The sequence below is a fragment of the Pseudomonas sp. RP-B7 genome (assembly GCF_059803535.1).
Window position 1 is genome coordinate 64,052 of record NZ_JAPFHC010000018.1, and the last position, 15,808, is coordinate 79,859.

Below are 15,808 nucleotides of genomic sequence, written 5' to 3' on the forward strand. Positions count from 1 at the left end.
CACAAGCCTTCGGCCAAACATAACCGAGACTCAGTTGGCGTATTTATAGGTACAAGGTATAGGGACAATAGACGACGGTGGTTGTTCTGAATCTTTCGAAGTAGGACAATTGTCGGCTTCCCGACATCATCAGCGATATTGAATGGCCTTCCTCGCACTCGGTATTAACCACAAGACTGCCTCCGTAGACGTGCGCGAGCGCGTGGCGTTTACGCCAGAGCAGTTGGTTGAGGCCTTGCAACAGCTCTGCCGGCTCACCGACAGCCGCGAAGCTGCAATCCTTTCAACCTGCAATCGCAGCGAGCTTTATATAGAGCAGGAACATCTTTCCGCGGATGTGGTACTGCGCTGGCTGGCCGATTACCACCATTTAAGCCTCGATGAGCTGCGCGCGTGTGCTTATGTGCACGAAGAGGATGCGGCAGTTCGTCACATGATGCGTGTGGCGGCCGGTCTCGATTCGCTGGTGTTGGGCGAGCCGCAGATCCTTGGCCAGATGAAATCCGCCTACGCCGTGGCGCGTGAGGCTGGCACGGTGGGGCCGCTGTTGGGCCGCCTGTTCCAGGCCACGTTCAACTCGGCCAAGCAGGTGCGGACCGACACCGCCATCGGCGAAAACCCGGTGTCCGTGGCGTTTGCTGCCGTCAGCCTGGCCAAACAGATTTTCAGCGACTTGCAGCGCAGCCAGGCCCTGCTGATCGGCGCTGGCGAGACCATCACCCTGGTCGCCCGCCACCTGCACGACCTGGGCGTGAAACGCATTGTCGTCGCCAACCGCACCCTTGAGCGTGCGAGCATCCTCGCCGAGCAGTTCGGCGCCCATGCGGTGCTGCTGTCGGACATCCCGGCCGAGTTGGTGCGCAGCGATATTGTCATCAGCTCCACCGCCAGCCAGTTGCCGATCCTCGGCAAAGGCGCGGTCGAGAGCGCGCTGAAGCTGCGCAAGCACAAGCCGATCTTTATGGTGGACATCGCCGTTCCCCGGGACATCGAACCCGAAGTCGGCGAGTTGGACGACGTTTACCTCTATAGCGTCGACGATCTGCACGAAGTGGTCGCCGAGAACCTCAAGAGCCGCCAGGGTGCAGCCCAGGCGGCCGAAGAGATGGTCAGCGACGGCGCCGAAGATTTCATGGTGCGCTTGCGTGAACTGGCGGCAGTGGACGTGCTCAAGGCGTATCGTCAGCAGGGCGAACGCCTGCGCGACGAGGAACTGAGCAAGGCCCAGCGTTTGCTGGCCAACGGCAGCAACGCCGAAGAGGTGCTGATGCAACTGGCCCGTGGCCTGACCAACAAGCTGCTCCACGCCCCCAGCGTACAGCTTAAAAAGTTGACTGCCGAAGGCCGCCTCGATGCGCTGGCCATGGCCCAAGAACTCTTTGCCCTCGGTGAGGGCGCGTCAGATAGCTCTTCGGATAAAAAACCGCAATGAAAGCGTCACTGCTCAATAAACTGGACGTGCTCCAGGACCGTTTCGAAGAACTGACCGCCTTGCTCGGCGATGGCGAAGTCATCTCCGATCAGACCAAGTTCCGTACCTATTCCAAGGAATACGCGGAAGTTGAGCCGATTGTGACCACCTATGGCCAGTGGCTGAAAACCCAGGCCGACCTCGAAGGCGCCCAGGCGCTGCTCAAGGACAGCGACCCGGACATGCGCGAAATGGCCGTGGAAGAAGTCCGCGAAGCCAAGGAAAAACTGATCGCGCTGGAAGGCGATCTGCAACGCATGCTGCTGCCCAAAGACCCCAACGACGGGCGCAACGTGTTCCTCGAAATCCGTGCCGGCACCGGCGGCGACGAGGCGGCGATCTTCTCCGGCGACCTGTTCCGCATGTATTCGCGGTATGCCGAGCGACGCGGCTGGCGAGTCGAGATCCTCTCGGAGAATGAGGGGGAGCACGGCGGCTATAAAGAAGTCATCGCACGGGTTGAAGGCGATAACGTCTACGGCAAGCTCAAGTTCGAGTCTGGCGCACACCGCGTACAACGCGTGCCGGCCACCGAGTCCCAGGGCCGCATCCACACCTCGGCCTGCACCGTGGCTGTATTGCCCGAGCCGGACGAGCAGGAAGCCATCGAGATCAACCCGGCCGACCTGCGCGTCGACACCTACCGCTCGTCGGGCGCCGGCGGCCAGCACGTCAACAAGACCGACTCGGCGATCCGCATTACCCACTTGCCGTCTGGCATTGTGGTGGAGTGTCAGGAAGAACGTTCCCAGCACAAGAACCGGGCGCGGGCCATGTCCTGGCTGTCGGCCAAGCTCAACGACCAGCAGACCAGCGCCGCTGCCAATGCGATTGCCAGCGAGCGCAAGTTGCTGGTGGGCTCGGGCGATCGTTCCGAACGCATCCGCACCTACAACTTTGCCCAGGGCCGGGTCACCGACCACCGGGTCAACCTCACGCTCTACTCCCTCGACGAGATCCTCGCCGGTGGCGTCGATGCAGTGATCGAGCCGTTGCTCGCCGAATACCAGGCCGACCAACTTGCAGCGATAGGTGACTAAATGACCATTATCGCCAGCCTGCTGCGCGCTGCCGACCTGCCCGACTCGCCCACCGCGCGCCTGGACGCCGAGTTATTGCTCGCCGCGGCCCTGGGCAAGTCGCGCAGCTACCTGCACACCTGGCCGGAGAAAATCGTCAGCAGCGAAGATGCGCTGACCTTTGCCGGCTACCTGCAACGCCGCCGCGGCGGTGAGCCGGTGGCCTACATCCTCGGCCAGCAAGGCTTCTGGAAGTTGGACCTGGAGGTCGCGCCCCACACGCTGATCCCGCGTCCGGACACCGAGTTACTGGTGGAAACTGCCCTGCAATTGTTGCCGGCCACGCCGACCCAGGTTCTCGACCTCGGCACCGGCAGCGGCGCGATTGCCCTGGCCCTGGCCAGCGAGCGCCCGGCCTGGACCGTCACCGCCGTCGATCGCGTGCTCGAAGCGGTGGCCTTGGCCGAGCGCAATCGCCAGCGCCTGCACCTGAATAACGTCACCGTGCTGAACAGCCACTGGTTCAGCGCCCTGCAAGGCCACACCTACGATCTGATCATCAGCAATCCGCCGTACATTGCCGACAACGACCCGCACCTGGTCGCCGGTGACGTGCGCTTCGAACCGGCCAGTGCGCTGGTGGCGGGCCGCGATGGCCTGGACGACTTGCGCCACATCATCAAGCAGGCACCCCAGCACCTGAATGCCGCTGGCTGGCTGTTGCTCGAACACGGTTACGACCAGGCTGGCGCCGTGCGTGACCTATTGCTGGGCGAAGGTTTTGACAACGTGCACAGCCGCATCGACCTTGGCGGCCACGAGCGCATTACCCTGGGACGCCGGCCGTGCTGACCGACCAGGAACTGCTGCGCTACAGCCGACAGATTCTGTTGCAGCATGTCGACATCGACGGCCAGTTGCGCCTGAAACACAGCCGCGCCCTGATCATCGGCCTGGGCGGGCTGGGCGCGCCGGTTGCGTTGTACCTGGCTGCTGCGGGGGTCGGTGAATTGCACGTGGCGGACTTCGACAGCGTCGACCTGACCAACCTGCAACGCCAGATCATCCACGACACCGCCAGCGTCGGGCAGACCAAGGTCGATTCGGCCCTGCGGCGCCTGGGCGCGATCAATCCTGAAATCACGCTGGTCGCCCATCGCAGCGCGCTGGACGCCGACTCACTCGCCGCGGCGGTCGCGGCGGTGGATGTGGTCCTCGATTGCAGCGACAACTTCTCCACCCGCGAAGCGGTCAACGCCGCCTGCGTCGCCGCGACCAAGCCGTTGATCAGCGGCGCGGCGATTCGCCTGGAAGGGCAACTGTCGGTGTTCGACCCGCGTCGCGCCGACAGCCCGTGCTACCACTGTTTATACGGGCACGGCAGCGACACCGAACTGACCTGCAGCGAAGCCGGCGTGGTCGGGCCGCTGGTGGGCCTGGTCGGCAGCCTGCAAGCGCTGGAAGCCTTGAAGCTGCTGGCCGGTTTCGGCGAGCCGCTGGTGGGCCGCTTGTTGCTGATCGATGCATTGAGCAGCCGTTTCCGCGAGTTGCGCGTCAAGCGCGACCCCGGTTGCAGCGTGTGCGGGACTCACCATGGTTAAGGACGCGCCGATCGGTGTGTTCGATTCCGGCGTCGGCGGGCTGTCGGTGCTGGAGGAAATCCAGCAGCTGCTGCCCCACGAATCGCTGCTGTACGTGGCCGACTGCGGGCATATCCCTTACGGCGAGAAAAGCCCGGCCTTTATTCTTGAGCGCTCGCGGCAGGTTGCCGGGTTTCTGCGGGAGAAGGGGGCCAAGGCGTTTGTGATTGCCTGCAACACCGCGACCGTTGCGGCCGTTGCCGATTTACGCAAGGACTTCCCGGATTGGCCGTTGGTGGGCATGGAGCCTGCCGTCAAACCTGCGGCCGCCGCGACCCGCAGCGGTGTGGTCGGCGTGCTCGCCACCACGGGCACCCTGCAAAGCGCCAAGTTCGCGGCACTGCTCGATCGCTTCGCCACCGATGTCCGCGTGATTACTCAGCCGTGCCCGGGCCTGGTGGAACTGATCGAAACCGGCGACCTGAGCAGCCCGGCACTGCGCCAGTTGTTGCAGGGGTATATCGACCCGCTGCTCGGCGCCGGCTGCGACACCATCATCCTCGGCTGCACCCACTATCCCTTCCTCAAGCCGCTGCTGGCGCAGATGCTGCCCCCCAGCATCATCCTCATCGACACCGGCGCCGCCGTGGCCCGCCAGCTCAAGCGCTTGCTCGGCGAGCGCAACCTGCTGGCCGACGGCAAGCCCGAGCCAGCGCAGTTCTGGACCAGCGGCGATGTGTCTCACCTAAGAAATATCCTACCAACACTATGGAAATATCCGGGCGTTGTGCGAAGCTTCGGTGCGTGAAAAATTCGTGAAATTCCCGCGTTAAAAGCTGGAACTTCCGTCTATTTGCCAGCTTCTATAGCGAGATAGCTTGTACAAAACCAAATAACTTCGTCGGGAAAGGATGTTTCTTATGAAGCGCTTGTTCTGTTTGGCTGCGATTGCGGCCGTCGTTGTAGGGCACACCGTTTCAGCCCAGGCCGCTGGCCTGGAATTAGGGGTGGGGAGCACCAGTGATTCGACACTGACCTATCGGCTGGGGCTGACGTCGCAGTGGGACAAAAGCTGGTGGCAGACCGATACTGGGCGCTTGACCGGCTACTGGAGCGGTGCCTACACCTACTGGGATGGTGACAAGCACGCCAGCGTCAGCAGCCTGTCGTTCTCGCCAGTGTTTGTGTATGAGTTTGCCGGTGAGAAGGTCAAGCCGTACATCGAGGCGGGGGTGGGCGTGGCGCTGTTCTCGCGCACACGGGTCGAGGACAACAATATTGGCCAGGCTTTTCAGTTCGAAGATCGGCTGGGATTCGGCCTGCGCTTTGCCGGTGGGCATGAGGTGGGGATTCGCGCCACGCACTATTCCAATGCCGGGCTGAGCAGCAACAACGATGGGGTCGAGAGCTACTCGTTGCACTACACCCTGCCGTTGTAAGTCTTAAGAACACTGCAAACCAAATGTGGGAGCTGATCCAAAGTGGCAACCCAATCCCCTGTGGGAGCGGGCTTGCCCGCGATGGCGGCCTGTCAGTCAACATAGATTCGGCTGACCCACCGCTATCGCAGGCATGCCAGCTCTCACATTTTGATCGGCGTTGATCAAAGGTTCAGCGATAGGCCGTCGCGATCCCCTGCCGCTCTTCCAGGCACTCCGGCGCGCCCATCTCGAACTCCCGGCAGATCAAGGGCCGGCGCTCGTAGATCGTGCACATCATCGTGTCCCGGTCCAGCGCTGCGCACCAGCCGTCGTCGAGGCGCAGCATCACTTCGCCGCCCCAATCGTCCGTATCGATGTAGCGCTCCGGCACGCCGGTATCGGTGATCAGCATCACTTCCAACTGGCAGCAGCAGGCCGCGCACGTCGAGCAGGTGACGGCGGGTTCGGTGATTTGGGTGTGGGGGATGTTGGTCATAGGCGCGCAGTGTAAGGCAAGCCGATCAAGAACGTGTGAATGCTCTGACAGACGTCAGTGTCCCAGCTGTCGGGCGACCCAATGCAAGACGGGGAACAATAGTCCCCACAGCAGCGCCAGGCCAATCACGGTCGGTGCCGTGCCGTAGCCGAAACTCACCCCGGCCAATTGGCTACCTGCGTAATAGGACAGCGGCCCACCCACGGCTCCCAGCAGGCTGGCCCGCCACCAAGGGCGTGCGCTCCAGGCCAGGCAATGGCGCAAGGTCGTCGCCAGCAGCGCCCACAACACCATCAGCCACAGCGGAATCAGCGGCCCCGGCAGGCTGAAATGAAACACGCCAAAGGAGCGCAACGAGGTGTCGATCAGCGTGCCGAGCAAGGTCACGGCGAGAATCACCTGGCCCTCGCGCGACCACGAACTTATCCACAGCAGGTGCACGGCCAGCGCCGCCACCGCCACCAGTAGCCACCGACTGTCGCCGCCCAGCACGCAGGCAAACCAGCCGCACTGGAACAGCACGGCATTCACCAGCGGTTTAAGCATCGAAGCGCCCGAGCAACGGCGGGTTGATCGCAGCGGGCTTGGCCAGCAGCAATTGTGCGGTGCCGATCGTGCGCTCCATGAAGCCCCCTTCGCAGTAGCACAAGTAAAATTCCCACAGCCGCAGGAAGTACTCATCGTAGCCCAGCTCCGCGAGGCGGCCATGGGCGCGGCGAAAGTTCTCATGCCACAGGCGCAGGGTTCGCGCGTAGTGCAGGCCGAAATCCTCCATGTGCATCAGGTTCAAGTCGGTATCGCGGCTGACGATCTCCAGCATCTTCTGCACACAGGGCAGGGCGCCGCCGGGGAAGATGTAGCGCTGGATAAAGTCGACGCTGCGCTTGGCCTGTTCGTAGCGTTGGTCGCGGATGGTGATGGCTTGCAGCAACATCAGGCCGTCGCTCTTGAGCAGTTGCGCGCACTGTTTGAAGTAGATCGGCAGGAAGCGATGGCCCACCGCTTCGATCATTTCAATGGAGACCAGCTTGTCGTACGCGCCGGTCAGGTCGCGGTAGTCCTGCAGCAGCAGTGTCACCCGATCACCCAGGCCCAGTGCGGCGATGCGTTTTTCGGTGTAGGCAAACTGCTCTTTGGACAAGGTGGTGGTGGTGACCTTGCAGCCATAATGCTGCGCGGCATACAGCGCCATGCTGCCCCAGCCGGTGCCGATTTCCAGCAGGTGGTCGGTGGCCTTGAGCGCGAGTTTCTGGCAGATGCGCTCCAGCTTGTTCAATTGCGCCTGTTCCAGGCTGTCGTCGGGGCTCAGGAATTGCGCCGCCGAGTACATCATGGTCGGGTCGAGGAATTCTTCGAACAGGTCATTGCCCAGGTCGTAGTGGGCGGCAATGTTTTTCTGCGAGCCCTTGCGTGTGTTGCGGTTGAGCCAGTGCAAGCCCTGGGTCAGTGGGCGCGCCAGGCGCGCGAGGCCGCCTTCCATCGCGTCGAGCACATCGAGGTTGCTGACCATCACGCGCACCACGGCAGTCAGGTCCGGGCTGCTCCAGTAACCATGGATAAATGCCTCACCCGCGCCGATGGAACCACTGGCCGCCACCAGGCCCCACACCGCCGGATCGAGGATATGGATCTCCCCCAGCAGGTGCGCTTCCCGTGCGCCGAACACCTGGCGTTCGCCGTCCTCGATCACCACCAACTGGCCGTGGCGCAGTTGGCTCAATTGACGCAGCACGGCCTTGCGCAGCAGTGCGCTGGTCATGCCGTTGACGTTCAGACGGTGGGACTTGACCGATAAACTAGGGGTTTTCATGGCGGCGATCCTTGGTATACCCGACTGCAGTGCGAGAGGTGCCTTCGGCAGCCCTGTGGGAAAAAATCGGTGTGCGTTTGAGTAACAAGCGCAGGGCCTGCCAGTAAATTGCGAGGCAGGTCTTGGCGGTCATCCAGGGGAAGCGCCATAGGTAGCGATGCAGGCTGGCGCGGTTGAGTGCATGTTTTTCCAGGCTCAAGGTGGCGTCGAAGACTTTTTGCGTGCCCTGCCAATCGGCCATGTGCACGCCAAGCCTGGCGGCGGGCGGGCTGAAGCTCATGCGGTATTCCAGGTCGCGGGGCAGGAACGGCGACACATGAAACGCCTTGGCCACGGCGAAATGCTGATGTTCATCCGCGTCCAGCGCCTGGGCCGGCAGCACGTAGTGATAGCGCTCGCGCCAGGGCGTGTTGGTCACTTCACACAGGATCGCGGCCAATTGTCCGTCAGCCTCGAAGCAGTAGAAGAAACTCACCGGGTTAAAAGCCAGGCCCCAACTGCGGACCTGGGTCAGTAGGCAGATAACGCCCTGGGGTGTACGCCCCAGAGCCTTGCCGACTTCATGGCGCACGGCATCGCTCAAGCTCATGCCGGTGCGCGTGAACTCACGCAGGTAGTCCTGCTGGCGAAAACCGAACGCGGCAAAACGGCTGCGCCCGGCCAAGGGCGAGAGCCCGAGCACCGTGTGTTCTTCGCTCAAATCCAGGTACAGCAAGCCGATGCGGTAGCGAAAGGCGTGGGCCTTGGGGGCAAACCGGCGATGGGCGATCCAGCCGCTGTACAGGGCGCTGTTCACAGGCTTTCCCCAAAGGCCTTGGCCACGCGCAGCGCGCTGACCACGCCGTCTTCGTGAAAGCCGTTGGCCCAGTAGGCGCCGCAATAATAGGTGTTGCGCATGCCGAACAACTCTTGCCAGCGCGCTTGGGCGGCCACCGCCGCGAGGCTGTATTGCGGGTGCGCGTAGGTGTAGCGGGCGAGGATCTTCAGCGGGTTGATCATGGCCGTCTGGTTCAGGCTGACGCAAAAGGTGGTGGCGCTGTCGATGCCTTGCAAGATGTTCATGTCATAGGTGACGGCGGCCTGGGTCTGCGCATCGCCGCTGAGCCGGTAGTTCCAGCTGGCCCAGGCGAGTTTGCGATCCGGCAGCAGGCGGGTGTCGGTGTGCAGCACCACGTCGTTGTCGGCGTAGGGCAGGGCGCCGAGGATGTCGTGTTCGGCCTGGCTTGGGTCGGCCAGCAGCGCCAAGGCCTGGTCGCTGTGGCAGGCGAATACCACGCGGTCGAACGTCTCGCGGCCGGCGGCGCTGTGGATAACCACGCCGTCGGCGGTGCGCTCAACGTTATGCACAGGGCAGTCGAGGCGGATCTGTTCGCGAAAGCTGCGGGTCAGCGGTTCGATATAGCTGCTCGAACCACCCTCGATCACGCACCACTGCGGGCGATTGCTCACCGACAGCAAGCCGTGGTTCTTGAAGAAGCGCACAAAGAACTGCAACGGAAACCCGAGCATGTCCGCCAGGGACATCGACCAGATCGCCGCGCCCATCGGCACGATGTAGTGTCGGATAAACCGCTCGCCATAACCGCCGGCCTTGAGGTACTCACCCAGGGTCATCTCGGCGTTGATGCGCTGTTCTTGCAGGTCCTGCGGGGCCTCGCGGTTGAAACGCAGGATGTCGCGCAACATGCCCCAGAACCCCGGCGACAAGATATTGCGACGCTGGGCAAACAGGCTGTTGAGGTTGTTGCCGTTGTACTCGAAGCGCTGGCTCTCGTCGTGTACCGAAAAGCTCATCTCGGTGGGTTTGAACGTGACGCCGATCTGCCCCAGCAGTTGGATGAAGTTGGGGTAGGTCCAGTCGTTGAACACGATGAAACCGGTGTCCACCGCATGGCTTTGACCGGCGACGCTGACGTTGACCGTATGGGTATGCCCGCCGATGCGGTCGCCCGCTTCGAACAGCGTGATGTCGTGGCGGCGGCTGAGCAGGTAGGCGCTGGTCAGCCCGGCGATGCCGCTGCCGATGATGGCGATTTTCACAGGCGATCCTTCTGCGGTAGCGGGCTGCGCAACATGCGCCTGCCGATGAACAACTGCACGCGGGCCGGCAGCTTCGACAGCGGCCAGAGGGTGGCGATAAACAGTGCCGGGAAGGCGATTTCCAGCGGACGTTTCGCAAGTTTTACGAAGATATGTCGCGCGGCCTTGCCGGCCGGCCAGCTCAGGGGCATGGGGAAATCGTTGCGTTCGGTCAGCGGCGTGTCGACGAAGCCCGGGCTGATCACCGTGACGTCGATGTGTTCCGGCGACAGGCCGATGCGCAAGGATTCCAACAGGTAGCGCAAGCCGGCCTTGGACGCGCCATAGGCTTCGGCGCGCGGCATCGGCAAGTACGTCACGGCGCTCGCGACGCCCACAAGGTGCGGGCGGATTCCGGCGCGCAACAGCGGCAACGCGGCCTCGATGCAATAACTGCTGGCCAGCAGGTTGGTGCGTACCACCTGTTCGACAACCGCGGCGTCAAAGTGCTGGGCATCGATATATTCACAGGTGCCGGCGTTGAGGATCGCCGTGTCCAGCGCGCCCCAGGCGGCGCTGATCTGTGCGCCGATCTCACGCACGGCCTGGCTGTCGGTCAAGTCGCCGGGCACCAGCAGCACTTGCCCCGGATAGCGTTCGGCCAGGGTTTGCAGCGGGGCTGTGGTGCGCGAACTGAGCGCGACTTGGGCGCCGCTTTCCAACAGCTCGATCGCCAGTGCTGCGCCGATGCCACTGCTGGCGCCGGTCAGCCAGTAACGGCGGGGGGGTGTCTGGCTCATGCGATTCTCCTTTTCAGCCAGCGGACCACGCGGCCCAGCACGGGCAGGTGCTCGTAAAGCAGGGCGCCGGCGTCGAAATAGTCGCGATGGCGATACACCTTGCCGTCGCGCCACTGCAGGTGCGAGCAGCCTTCCACGCGGATCACCTTGCCGTTGGCCAGGCGCGGGTGGCAGAAGCTCATTTTCCAGCGCAGGTAGCCTTCGCCTTCAGCCACCTCGTCGAAGCTGTGAAAGTCGAAGCGCAACTGGCGGACGTTGCCGTACAGCTCGGCGAAGTAACGGCGCAGCGCGGGCAGGCCGTGGACTTCATGCAGCGGGTCGGCAAAGGCGATGTCCTGGCTGTAGAGGCTGTCGAGCAGGTGCAGGTTGTGCTTGTCCAGCGTGGCAAAGGCCTGGGCGAACCGGCGCAGGAAGTCACTCATGCTCGCCCCCGATCGCCGCGCGTGACGGCAGGCTGCGGAAGGCCGCCAGGGCGCGTTCGCGGGATTTTTTCAGGTCGACGATGGCCCTTGGGTAATCCGCCACGCCGAATAGGCCGCCGACCGCCTCGGGGTTATGCACTTCCTTTTTATTCAGCGCGGCCAACTCGGGCAGCCAGCGCTTGATGAACACGCCGTCGCCGTCGAATTTTTCCGACTGGCTCAGCGGGCTGAAGATGCGGAAATACGGCGCCGAGTCGGTGCCGGTCGACGAACTCCACTGCCAGCCGCCGTTGTTGGCGGCGAGGTCGCCGTCGATCAGGTGGCGCATAAAGAAGCGCTCGCCTTCACGCCAGTCGATCAGCAGGTTCTTGGTCAGGAACATCGCCACCACCATGCGCAGGCGGTTGTGCATCCAGCCGGTTTCGAGCAGTTGGCGCATGGCCGCGTCGATGATCGGCAGGCCGGTGCGCGCTTCTTGCCACGCCGCCAGGTCCTTGGGCGCATCGCGCCAGGCCACGGCTTCGGTCTCGGGACGGAACGCACGGTGACGGGACACCCGTGGGTAGCCGACCAGGATGTGTTTGTAGAACTCGCGCCAGAGCAGTTCGTTGATCCAGGTGATGGCGCCGATGTCGCCACTTTCGAATTCGCCCCGGTTGGTTTGCAGCGCGGCGTGCAAGCATTGGCGCGGTGACACCACGCCCGCCGCGAGGTACGCCGAAAGCTGGCTGGTACCGGGCTTGGCGGGGAAGTCGCGCTCGTCCTTGTAGTAGCTGATCTGTTGCTCGGCGAAGGCGTCCAGGCGCCGACGGGCTTCGTCTTCACCGGCGGGCCAGAGCGCGCGCAGGCTGTCGCTGGGGGGCTCGAAGCCGTCGACGGCCTGGGGGATCGGATCGCGTTTGATGGCGAGTGGCGCCTGGGCTTTGGCTGTCGGCACCAGGCGCGGCAGGGCGCTGTGCAGGCGCGTGTAGCAGACCTTGCGGAACTGGCTGAACACCTGGAAATACGTGCCGGTCTTGGTCAGCACACTGCCGGGTTGGAAGAACAGTTGGTCGAGGTAGCTGTGGAACGTCACGCCGTCGGCGTCCAGCGCCGTGGCCACGGCAGCGTCGCGGCGGCTCTCGTGGATGCCGTATTCCTCGTTGACGTGCACAGACGTCACCGACAGTTCGCGGCACAGTTCACTCAAGACGCCTGGCGCCTGATCCCAGGTGGCGGCGTGGCGGATCAACAGGGGAATGTTCAGCTCCCCAAGGGCGTTGCTCAGTTCGCGCAGGTTGCGCAGCCAGAAATCCACCTTGCACGGCGCGTCATCGTGGGCCTGCCACTGCTCGGCGGTTATCAGGTACACGGCGGCGACCGGGCCACGCTGGCTCGCGGCGGCCAGGGCGGTGTTGTCGTGCAGGCGCAGGTCGGTGCGCAACCAGATCAAATGCATTTAAACGATTCCACGCTGGATCAGTAGCTGGTGGGCCGACAACGGGTCTTCGGCTACGCACAATTGGGGGATGTCAGTGCTTAATACGGCCAACTCGGCTTGGTGGATGCATACCGTTGGTCCGGCAATCAGCGTTGGGCAATCGACACCGCCCAGCAGTTTGCCGAGGGCCGGCACATGCAGGGCTTTACTCGAATACAGCAGCACTGCGCGCGGTTTCAGATGTTCCACCGCCAGCGCGAGTTCGCCGGCCGGCAGCGGCCAGTCGAAGACTTCCACCGGGCAGTCGGCGCTGCTGGCCAGCCAGGCGCTGAGCCATAAGTGCGGTTCCAGCGGCAGGTCCGAGTGGTTGACCAGCAGCAGCGGCGCGCCCTGGAGCTGACGGTTGTTGTGGTAGATGCGTGCGCCAAACTTGCTGCGCAGCCACGACAGGAAAAACACCCGCTCCATCTGCGCGCCAAACTGGCCTTGCCAGCGCAACTCCAGATCCTTGAGCAGTGGCAGCAAGAGTTGCTCGCACAGGGTACGCGGCGGGTACAGCGCCATGGCCTGGTTGAAGGCATCGTCGACCCGACGCTCGGCCAATTCGCTGATCGCTTGCACCAGCGTCTGGCGCAAGGTGTGCCATTCATTTTCAACGACGTCGGTGGCGGGTTGGGCGGAGTCGATCAAGGTTTTCACCTGGCCGACCGGCACGCCACGGTTGAGCCAGGTGAGGATGGTATGGATGCGTTGCACGTGTTCGGCGCTGAACAGTCGATGGCCCTTGGGTGTGCGCTGGGGCACGATCAGCCCGTAGCGGCGTTCCCAGGCGCGCAGGGTCACGGCGTTGACGCCGGTCTGGCGCGCCACTTCGCGGATCGGCAGCCAGCCGTCTTCGACGGCTTGGGCGAGGTCTTCGGGTGGGGCAGCTTTCATGGGTTAGATCGCATTACGCAGGCTGAGGTTTTCCGGGTGCGGCTGCAGGTAGGCCTGCTGCGCGATGTAGCGGTCCGGATGTTGGCGAAAGTGATGCTTGAGCAGGGTCAGCGGCACTACCAGCGGCACGATGCCGTGGCGGTATTGGCCGATGACGGTTTGCATTTCCTGTTTGTCGTCGGCGCTGATCGCCTGCTTCAGATGCCCGCTGATGTGTTGCAGCACGTTGCTGTGGGTGCCACGGGTGGCGCACTGGCTCAGGCCGGTCATCAGGTCGCTGAAATAGCAGGCGGACAATTCTTCCAGTTGCGTGCTTTTACCCATGCTGCCGAGCAAGTGGCCGAGGCGTTTGTAGTGCGCCGGGCTATGGGCCATCAGCAGGTATTTGTAGCGCGAGTGAAAGGCTAGCAGGCGGTGGCGGGTCAGGCCGTCGGCCAGCAGCTGTTGCCAGCTGGCGTAGACGAACACGCGGGTCAGGAAGTTTTCCCGCAGCACCGGGTCATTCAGCCGACCGTCTTCTTCCACTGGCAGGTTGGGATGGCGTGAGCAGAACGCCTGGGCGTAGATGCCGCGCCCACCGCCGTCCACCGGGGTGCCGTTGGCGCGGTAGACCTTGACCCGCTCCAGGCCGCACGACGGGGATTTCTGCATGAAGATGTAACCGCACAGGTCGGTGTGTTCCAGCGCCATCTGTTGGCCGTAGTCGTTCAGCGGCTGGGTGACGTTGAGTTCGCGGTGCACCGTGCCGACGGCTTGCGGATGGGCCGGGTCGCCCACCAGGCGGATCGGTTCACGGGGGATGCCCAGGCCGATGGCGACTTCGGGGCACAGTGGCACGAAGTCGAAGTAGTCGGCGAGGGTGTGGCTGCACAGCAGGGATTGTTTATGCCCGCCGTTGAAGCGCACGTTTTCGCCGAGCAGACAGGCGCTGATGGCGATCTTGGGTCTGGTGGTGCTGGACATACGCGAACCCCGGCAAGATTCCTGTACAAGATAATATTCTTGTACAACTAAATCTCATCATAGGTTCGAAGCTGTACAAGTCAAACTTTTTGTACAGGTTATTTCCAGCCGATCTTCCAGTCCTCGGCGTTTTGCAGGGTTTGCCACGCCAGGCGCTCGGCTCGGCGGGTCAGCACGGCTTGCAGTTCGATTTCCAGCACGGTGCCTTCCTCGTCGCGAAACAGCTCGGTGACGAGGAAGTGTTTTTCTTTGTGGCGAGGCTGGGCTGCTGTCCACTTCGACAGCAGCAACTTGGCGGGGTTGATGCGGTTCATTGCAGGTGCTCGATCAAGCGTCGCGCCGCTTCCTGGCCGCTGAGCCAGGCGCCTTCCACGCGGCCGGACAAGCACCAGTCACCGCACACATACAGGCCCAGGTCGGCGTCGGCCAGCACGCCGAACTCGTGGCTGCTCGACGGTCGTGCGTAGAGCCAGCGGTGCGCCAGGCTGAACGACGGCGCAGGCATGGCGCTGTGCAGCAGTTCGGCGAAGGCGCCGTGCAGGTGTTCGATCACCGCTTCCTTGGCCAGGTCCAGGTGCGCCCGGCTCCATGCGCTGGTGGCGTGCAGCACCCAGGTGTCCTGGCTGGCGTCACGCCCTGGTTTGCTGCGGTTGCGCGCCAGCCAGTCAAGGGGGCTGTCTTGGACGAAGCAGCCTTCCATCGGTGTATCCAGGGGTTTGTCGAAAGCCAGGGCGATGGCCCAGGTCGGGTCCATCTTCACCCCGGCGGCGGCGCTGGCCAGTTTCGGCGCGGCGGCGAGCAGGGCGGTGGCCTGGGGCGCGGGCGTGGCGATGACCACGTGGCTGAACGGGCCGTGGCTGCCGCCGTCGGCATCCAGCAGGTTCCAGTGCTGTGTGCCCTGGAACACTTCGGTGATGCGGCAACCGAATTGCACCGGCAAGTCATCGAGCAAGGCGCGGGTGATCGCGCTCATGCGCGGCGTGCCGACCCAGCGCACCTGTTCATCGGGGGAGGGTGTGAGTTGGCCGGACTTGAAGTTGTACAGCTGGGGTTTCCACTGCTCGGCCCAACCGTTGCTTTGCCAGCGTTGCACTTCGTTGACGAAGCGCCGATCGCGGGCGGTGAAGTATTGCGCGCCCATGTCCAGTGAGCCGGCATCGCTGCGCTTGCTGGACATGCGGCCACCGCTGCCGCGGCTTTTATCGAAGAGTTGTACAACGTGCCCCGCGTCTCGTAACGCTTGGGCGGCGGAGAGACCGGCAATGCCGGTGCCGATGATCGCGATGGGAACAGTCATGGGAGGCCTCGTTTTACCTTTGGGTACAGACTACGCCGACACCAATAGCTGTACAATATTGTTTTTTGGTATAAGTTTTGGCGTGCCTGTTCTTACGGCGTGGCCTATGGTTAACGTTGAGGCTACGCCCGATTGCAAATGATCCCTGCCTATA

At 63.2% G+C, this 15,808-nt stretch carries 18 protein-coding genes; 6 read left to right on the forward strand and 12 right to left on the reverse strand.

Annotated features, from left to right (window positions below; all coding sequences use genetic code 11):
• Positions 1–142: 142 nt before the first annotated feature.
• The 6 genes from hemA to OPU96_RS17565 all read left to right on the forward strand — a co-directional run bounded on the left by hemA (position 143) and on the right by OPU96_RS17565 (position 5,509).
• Positions 143–1,432, forward strand: a complete 1,290-nt coding sequence (gene hemA / locus OPU96_RS17540) for a glutamyl-tRNA reductase (RefSeq protein ID WP_192297783.1) — start codon at positions 143–145, stop codon at positions 1,430–1,432.
• Entirely contained in the window at positions 1,429–2,511 is a 1,083-nt protein-coding gene (gene prfA, locus OPU96_RS17545; RefSeq protein WP_226456547.1) for a peptide chain release factor 1, read from the forward strand. Before hemA ends, prfA begins: the two co-directional genes overlap by 4 nt.
• The gene (prmC, locus tag OPU96_RS17550; protein WP_226456546.1) at positions 2,512–3,342 is read left to right on the forward strand and encodes a peptide chain release factor N(5)-glutamine methyltransferase; all 831 of its coding nucleotides are present in this window, start codon (positions 2,512–2,514) and stop codon (positions 3,340–3,342) included.
• Positions 3,336–4,091, forward strand: coding sequence for a molybdopterin-synthase adenylyltransferase MoeB (locus tag OPU96_RS17555; RefSeq protein WP_192297780.1), 756 nt, complete (start codon positions 3,336–3,338; stop codon positions 4,089–4,091). Before prmC ends, OPU96_RS17555 begins: the two co-directional genes overlap by 7 nt.
• A complete protein-coding gene (murI, locus tag OPU96_RS17560) occupies positions 4,084–4,878 on the forward strand; it encodes a glutamate racemase (RefSeq protein WP_226456545.1) in 795 nt (264 codons plus the stop codon). The genes OPU96_RS17555 and murI overlap by 8 nt, the downstream gene beginning before the upstream one ends.
• Positions 4,879–4,990: 112 nt before the next feature.
• Positions 4,991–5,509, forward strand: coding sequence for an acyloxyacyl hydrolase (locus OPU96_RS17565; protein ID WP_226456544.1), 519 nt, complete (start codon positions 4,991–4,993; stop codon positions 5,507–5,509).
• Between the two features lie 172 nt (positions 5,510–5,681).
• On the opposite strand, the gene OPU96_RS17570 is transcribed toward OPU96_RS17565, so the two are convergent.
• From OPU96_RS17570 to OPU96_RS17625, 12 genes are all read right to left on the reverse strand, one after another.
• Positions 5,682–5,987, reverse strand: a complete 306-nt coding sequence (locus OPU96_RS17570; RefSeq protein ID WP_056859129.1) for a YkgJ family cysteine cluster protein — start codon at positions 5,985–5,987, stop codon at positions 5,682–5,684.
• A gap of 54 nt (positions 5,988–6,041) precedes the next feature.
• Positions 6,042–6,533, reverse strand: coding sequence for a DUF2878 domain-containing protein (locus OPU96_RS17575; RefSeq protein WP_226456543.1), 492 nt, complete (start codon positions 6,531–6,533; stop codon positions 6,042–6,044).
• The gene (locus OPU96_RS17580; protein WP_498559416.1) at positions 6,526–7,797 is read right to left on the reverse strand and encodes a class I SAM-dependent methyltransferase; all 1,272 of its coding nucleotides are present in this window, start codon (positions 7,795–7,797) and stop codon (positions 6,526–6,528) included. The genes OPU96_RS17575 and OPU96_RS17580 overlap by 8 nt, the downstream gene beginning before the upstream one ends.
• Positions 7,784–8,593 carry a DUF1365 domain-containing protein gene (locus OPU96_RS17585; RefSeq protein WP_498559417.1) on the reverse strand — a complete coding sequence of 270 codons (810 nt, stop codon included), beginning with the start codon at positions 8,591–8,593 and terminating at the stop codon, positions 7,784–7,786. The genes OPU96_RS17580 and OPU96_RS17585 overlap by 14 nt, the downstream gene beginning before the upstream one ends.
• Positions 8,590–9,837 carry an NAD(P)/FAD-dependent oxidoreductase gene (locus tag OPU96_RS17590; RefSeq protein WP_305392041.1) on the reverse strand — a complete coding sequence of 416 codons (1,248 nt, stop codon included), beginning with the start codon at positions 9,835–9,837 and terminating at the stop codon, positions 8,590–8,592. The genes OPU96_RS17585 and OPU96_RS17590 overlap by 4 nt, the downstream gene beginning before the upstream one ends.
• On the reverse strand, positions 9,834–10,616 hold the full coding sequence (locus OPU96_RS17595) for an SDR family NAD(P)-dependent oxidoreductase (protein WP_498559418.1): 783 nt from the start codon (positions 10,614–10,616) through the stop codon (positions 9,834–9,836). The genes OPU96_RS17590 and OPU96_RS17595 overlap by 4 nt, the downstream gene beginning before the upstream one ends.
• Entirely contained in the window at positions 10,613–11,038 is a 426-nt protein-coding gene (locus tag OPU96_RS17600) for a nuclear transport factor 2 family protein (protein WP_192297772.1), read from the reverse strand. The genes OPU96_RS17595 and OPU96_RS17600 overlap by 4 nt, the downstream gene beginning before the upstream one ends.
• Positions 11,031–12,476 (reverse strand): deoxyribodipyrimidine photo-lyase, encoded by a 1,446-nt coding sequence (gene phrB, locus OPU96_RS17605; protein ID WP_226456538.1) that lies wholly within the window; start codon positions 12,474–12,476, stop codon positions 11,031–11,033. The genes OPU96_RS17600 and phrB overlap by 8 nt, the downstream gene beginning before the upstream one ends.
• Complete coding sequence (locus OPU96_RS17610; protein ID WP_226456537.1) at positions 12,477–13,394, reverse strand: MerR family transcriptional regulator; 918 nt, start codon at positions 13,392–13,394, stop codon at positions 12,477–12,479.
• Positions 13,395–13,397: 3 nt separating this feature from the next.
• The gene (locus tag OPU96_RS17615; protein WP_498559419.1) at positions 13,398–14,357 is read right to left on the reverse strand and encodes a YbgA family protein; all 960 of its coding nucleotides are present in this window, start codon (positions 14,355–14,357) and stop codon (positions 13,398–13,400) included.
• Between the two features lie 98 nt (positions 14,358–14,455).
• The gene (locus OPU96_RS17620; RefSeq protein ID WP_192297768.1) at positions 14,456–14,671 is read right to left on the reverse strand and encodes a TIGR02450 family Trp-rich protein; all 216 of its coding nucleotides are present in this window, start codon (positions 14,669–14,671) and stop codon (positions 14,456–14,458) included.
• On the reverse strand, positions 14,668–15,654 hold the full coding sequence (locus OPU96_RS17625) for an NAD(P)/FAD-dependent oxidoreductase (protein ID WP_226456536.1): 987 nt from the start codon (positions 15,652–15,654) through the stop codon (positions 14,668–14,670). The genes OPU96_RS17620 and OPU96_RS17625 overlap by 4 nt, the downstream gene beginning before the upstream one ends.
• Between the last annotated feature and the right edge of the window lie 154 nt (positions 15,655–15,808).

Bases quoted from the DNA above. Each gene is read 5' to 3' on its own strand.
- hemA (WP_192297783.1), top strand. From the start codon at position 143: ATGGCCTTCCTCGCACTCGGTATTAACCACAAGACTGCCTCCGTAGAC.
- prfA (WP_226456547.1), top strand. From the start codon at position 1,429: ATGAAAGCGTCACTGCTCAATAAACTGGACGTGCTCCAGGACCGTTTC.
- prmC (WP_226456546.1), top strand. From the start codon at position 2,512: ATGACCATTATCGCCAGCCTGCTGCGCGCTGCCGACCTGCCCGACTCG.
- murI (WP_226456545.1), top strand. From the start codon at position 4,084: ATGGTTAAGGACGCGCCGATCGGTGTGTTCGATTCCGGCGTCGGCGGG.
- OPU96_RS17565 (WP_226456544.1), top strand. From the start codon at position 4,991: ATGAAGCGCTTGTTCTGTTTGGCTGCGATTGCGGCCGTCGTTGTAGGG.
- OPU96_RS17570 (WP_056859129.1), bottom strand. From the start codon at position 5,987: ATGACCAACATCCCCCACACCCAAATCACCGAACCCGCCGTCACCTGC.
- OPU96_RS17575 (WP_226456543.1), bottom strand. From the start codon at position 6,533: ATGCTTAAACCGCTGGTGAATGCCGTGCTGTTCCAGTGCGGCTGGTTT.
- OPU96_RS17580 (WP_498559416.1), bottom strand. From the start codon at position 7,797: ATGAAAACCCCTAGTTTATCGGTCAAGTCCCACCGTCTGAACGTCAAC.
- OPU96_RS17595 (WP_498559418.1), bottom strand. From the start codon at position 10,616: ATGAGCCAGACACCCCCCCGCCGTTACTGGCTGACCGGCGCCAGCAGT.
- OPU96_RS17600 (WP_192297772.1), bottom strand. From the start codon at position 11,038: ATGAGTGACTTCCTGCGCCGGTTCGCCCAGGCCTTTGCCACGCTGGAC.
- phrB (WP_226456538.1), bottom strand. From the start codon at position 12,476: ATGCATTTGATCTGGTTGCGCACCGACCTGCGCCTGCACGACAACACC.
- OPU96_RS17610 (WP_226456537.1), bottom strand. From the start codon at position 13,394: ATGAAAGCTGCCCCACCCGAAGACCTCGCCCAAGCCGTCGAAGACGGC.
- OPU96_RS17615 (WP_498559419.1), bottom strand. From the start codon at position 14,357: ATGTCCAGCACCACCAGACCCAAGATCGCCATCAGCGCCTGTCTGCTC.
- OPU96_RS17620 (WP_192297768.1), bottom strand. From the start codon at position 14,671: ATGAACCGCATCAACCCCGCCAAGTTGCTGCTGTCGAAGTGGACAGCA.
- OPU96_RS17625 (WP_226456536.1), bottom strand. From the start codon at position 15,654: ATGACTGTTCCCATCGCGATCATCGGCACCGGCATTGCCGGTCTCTCC.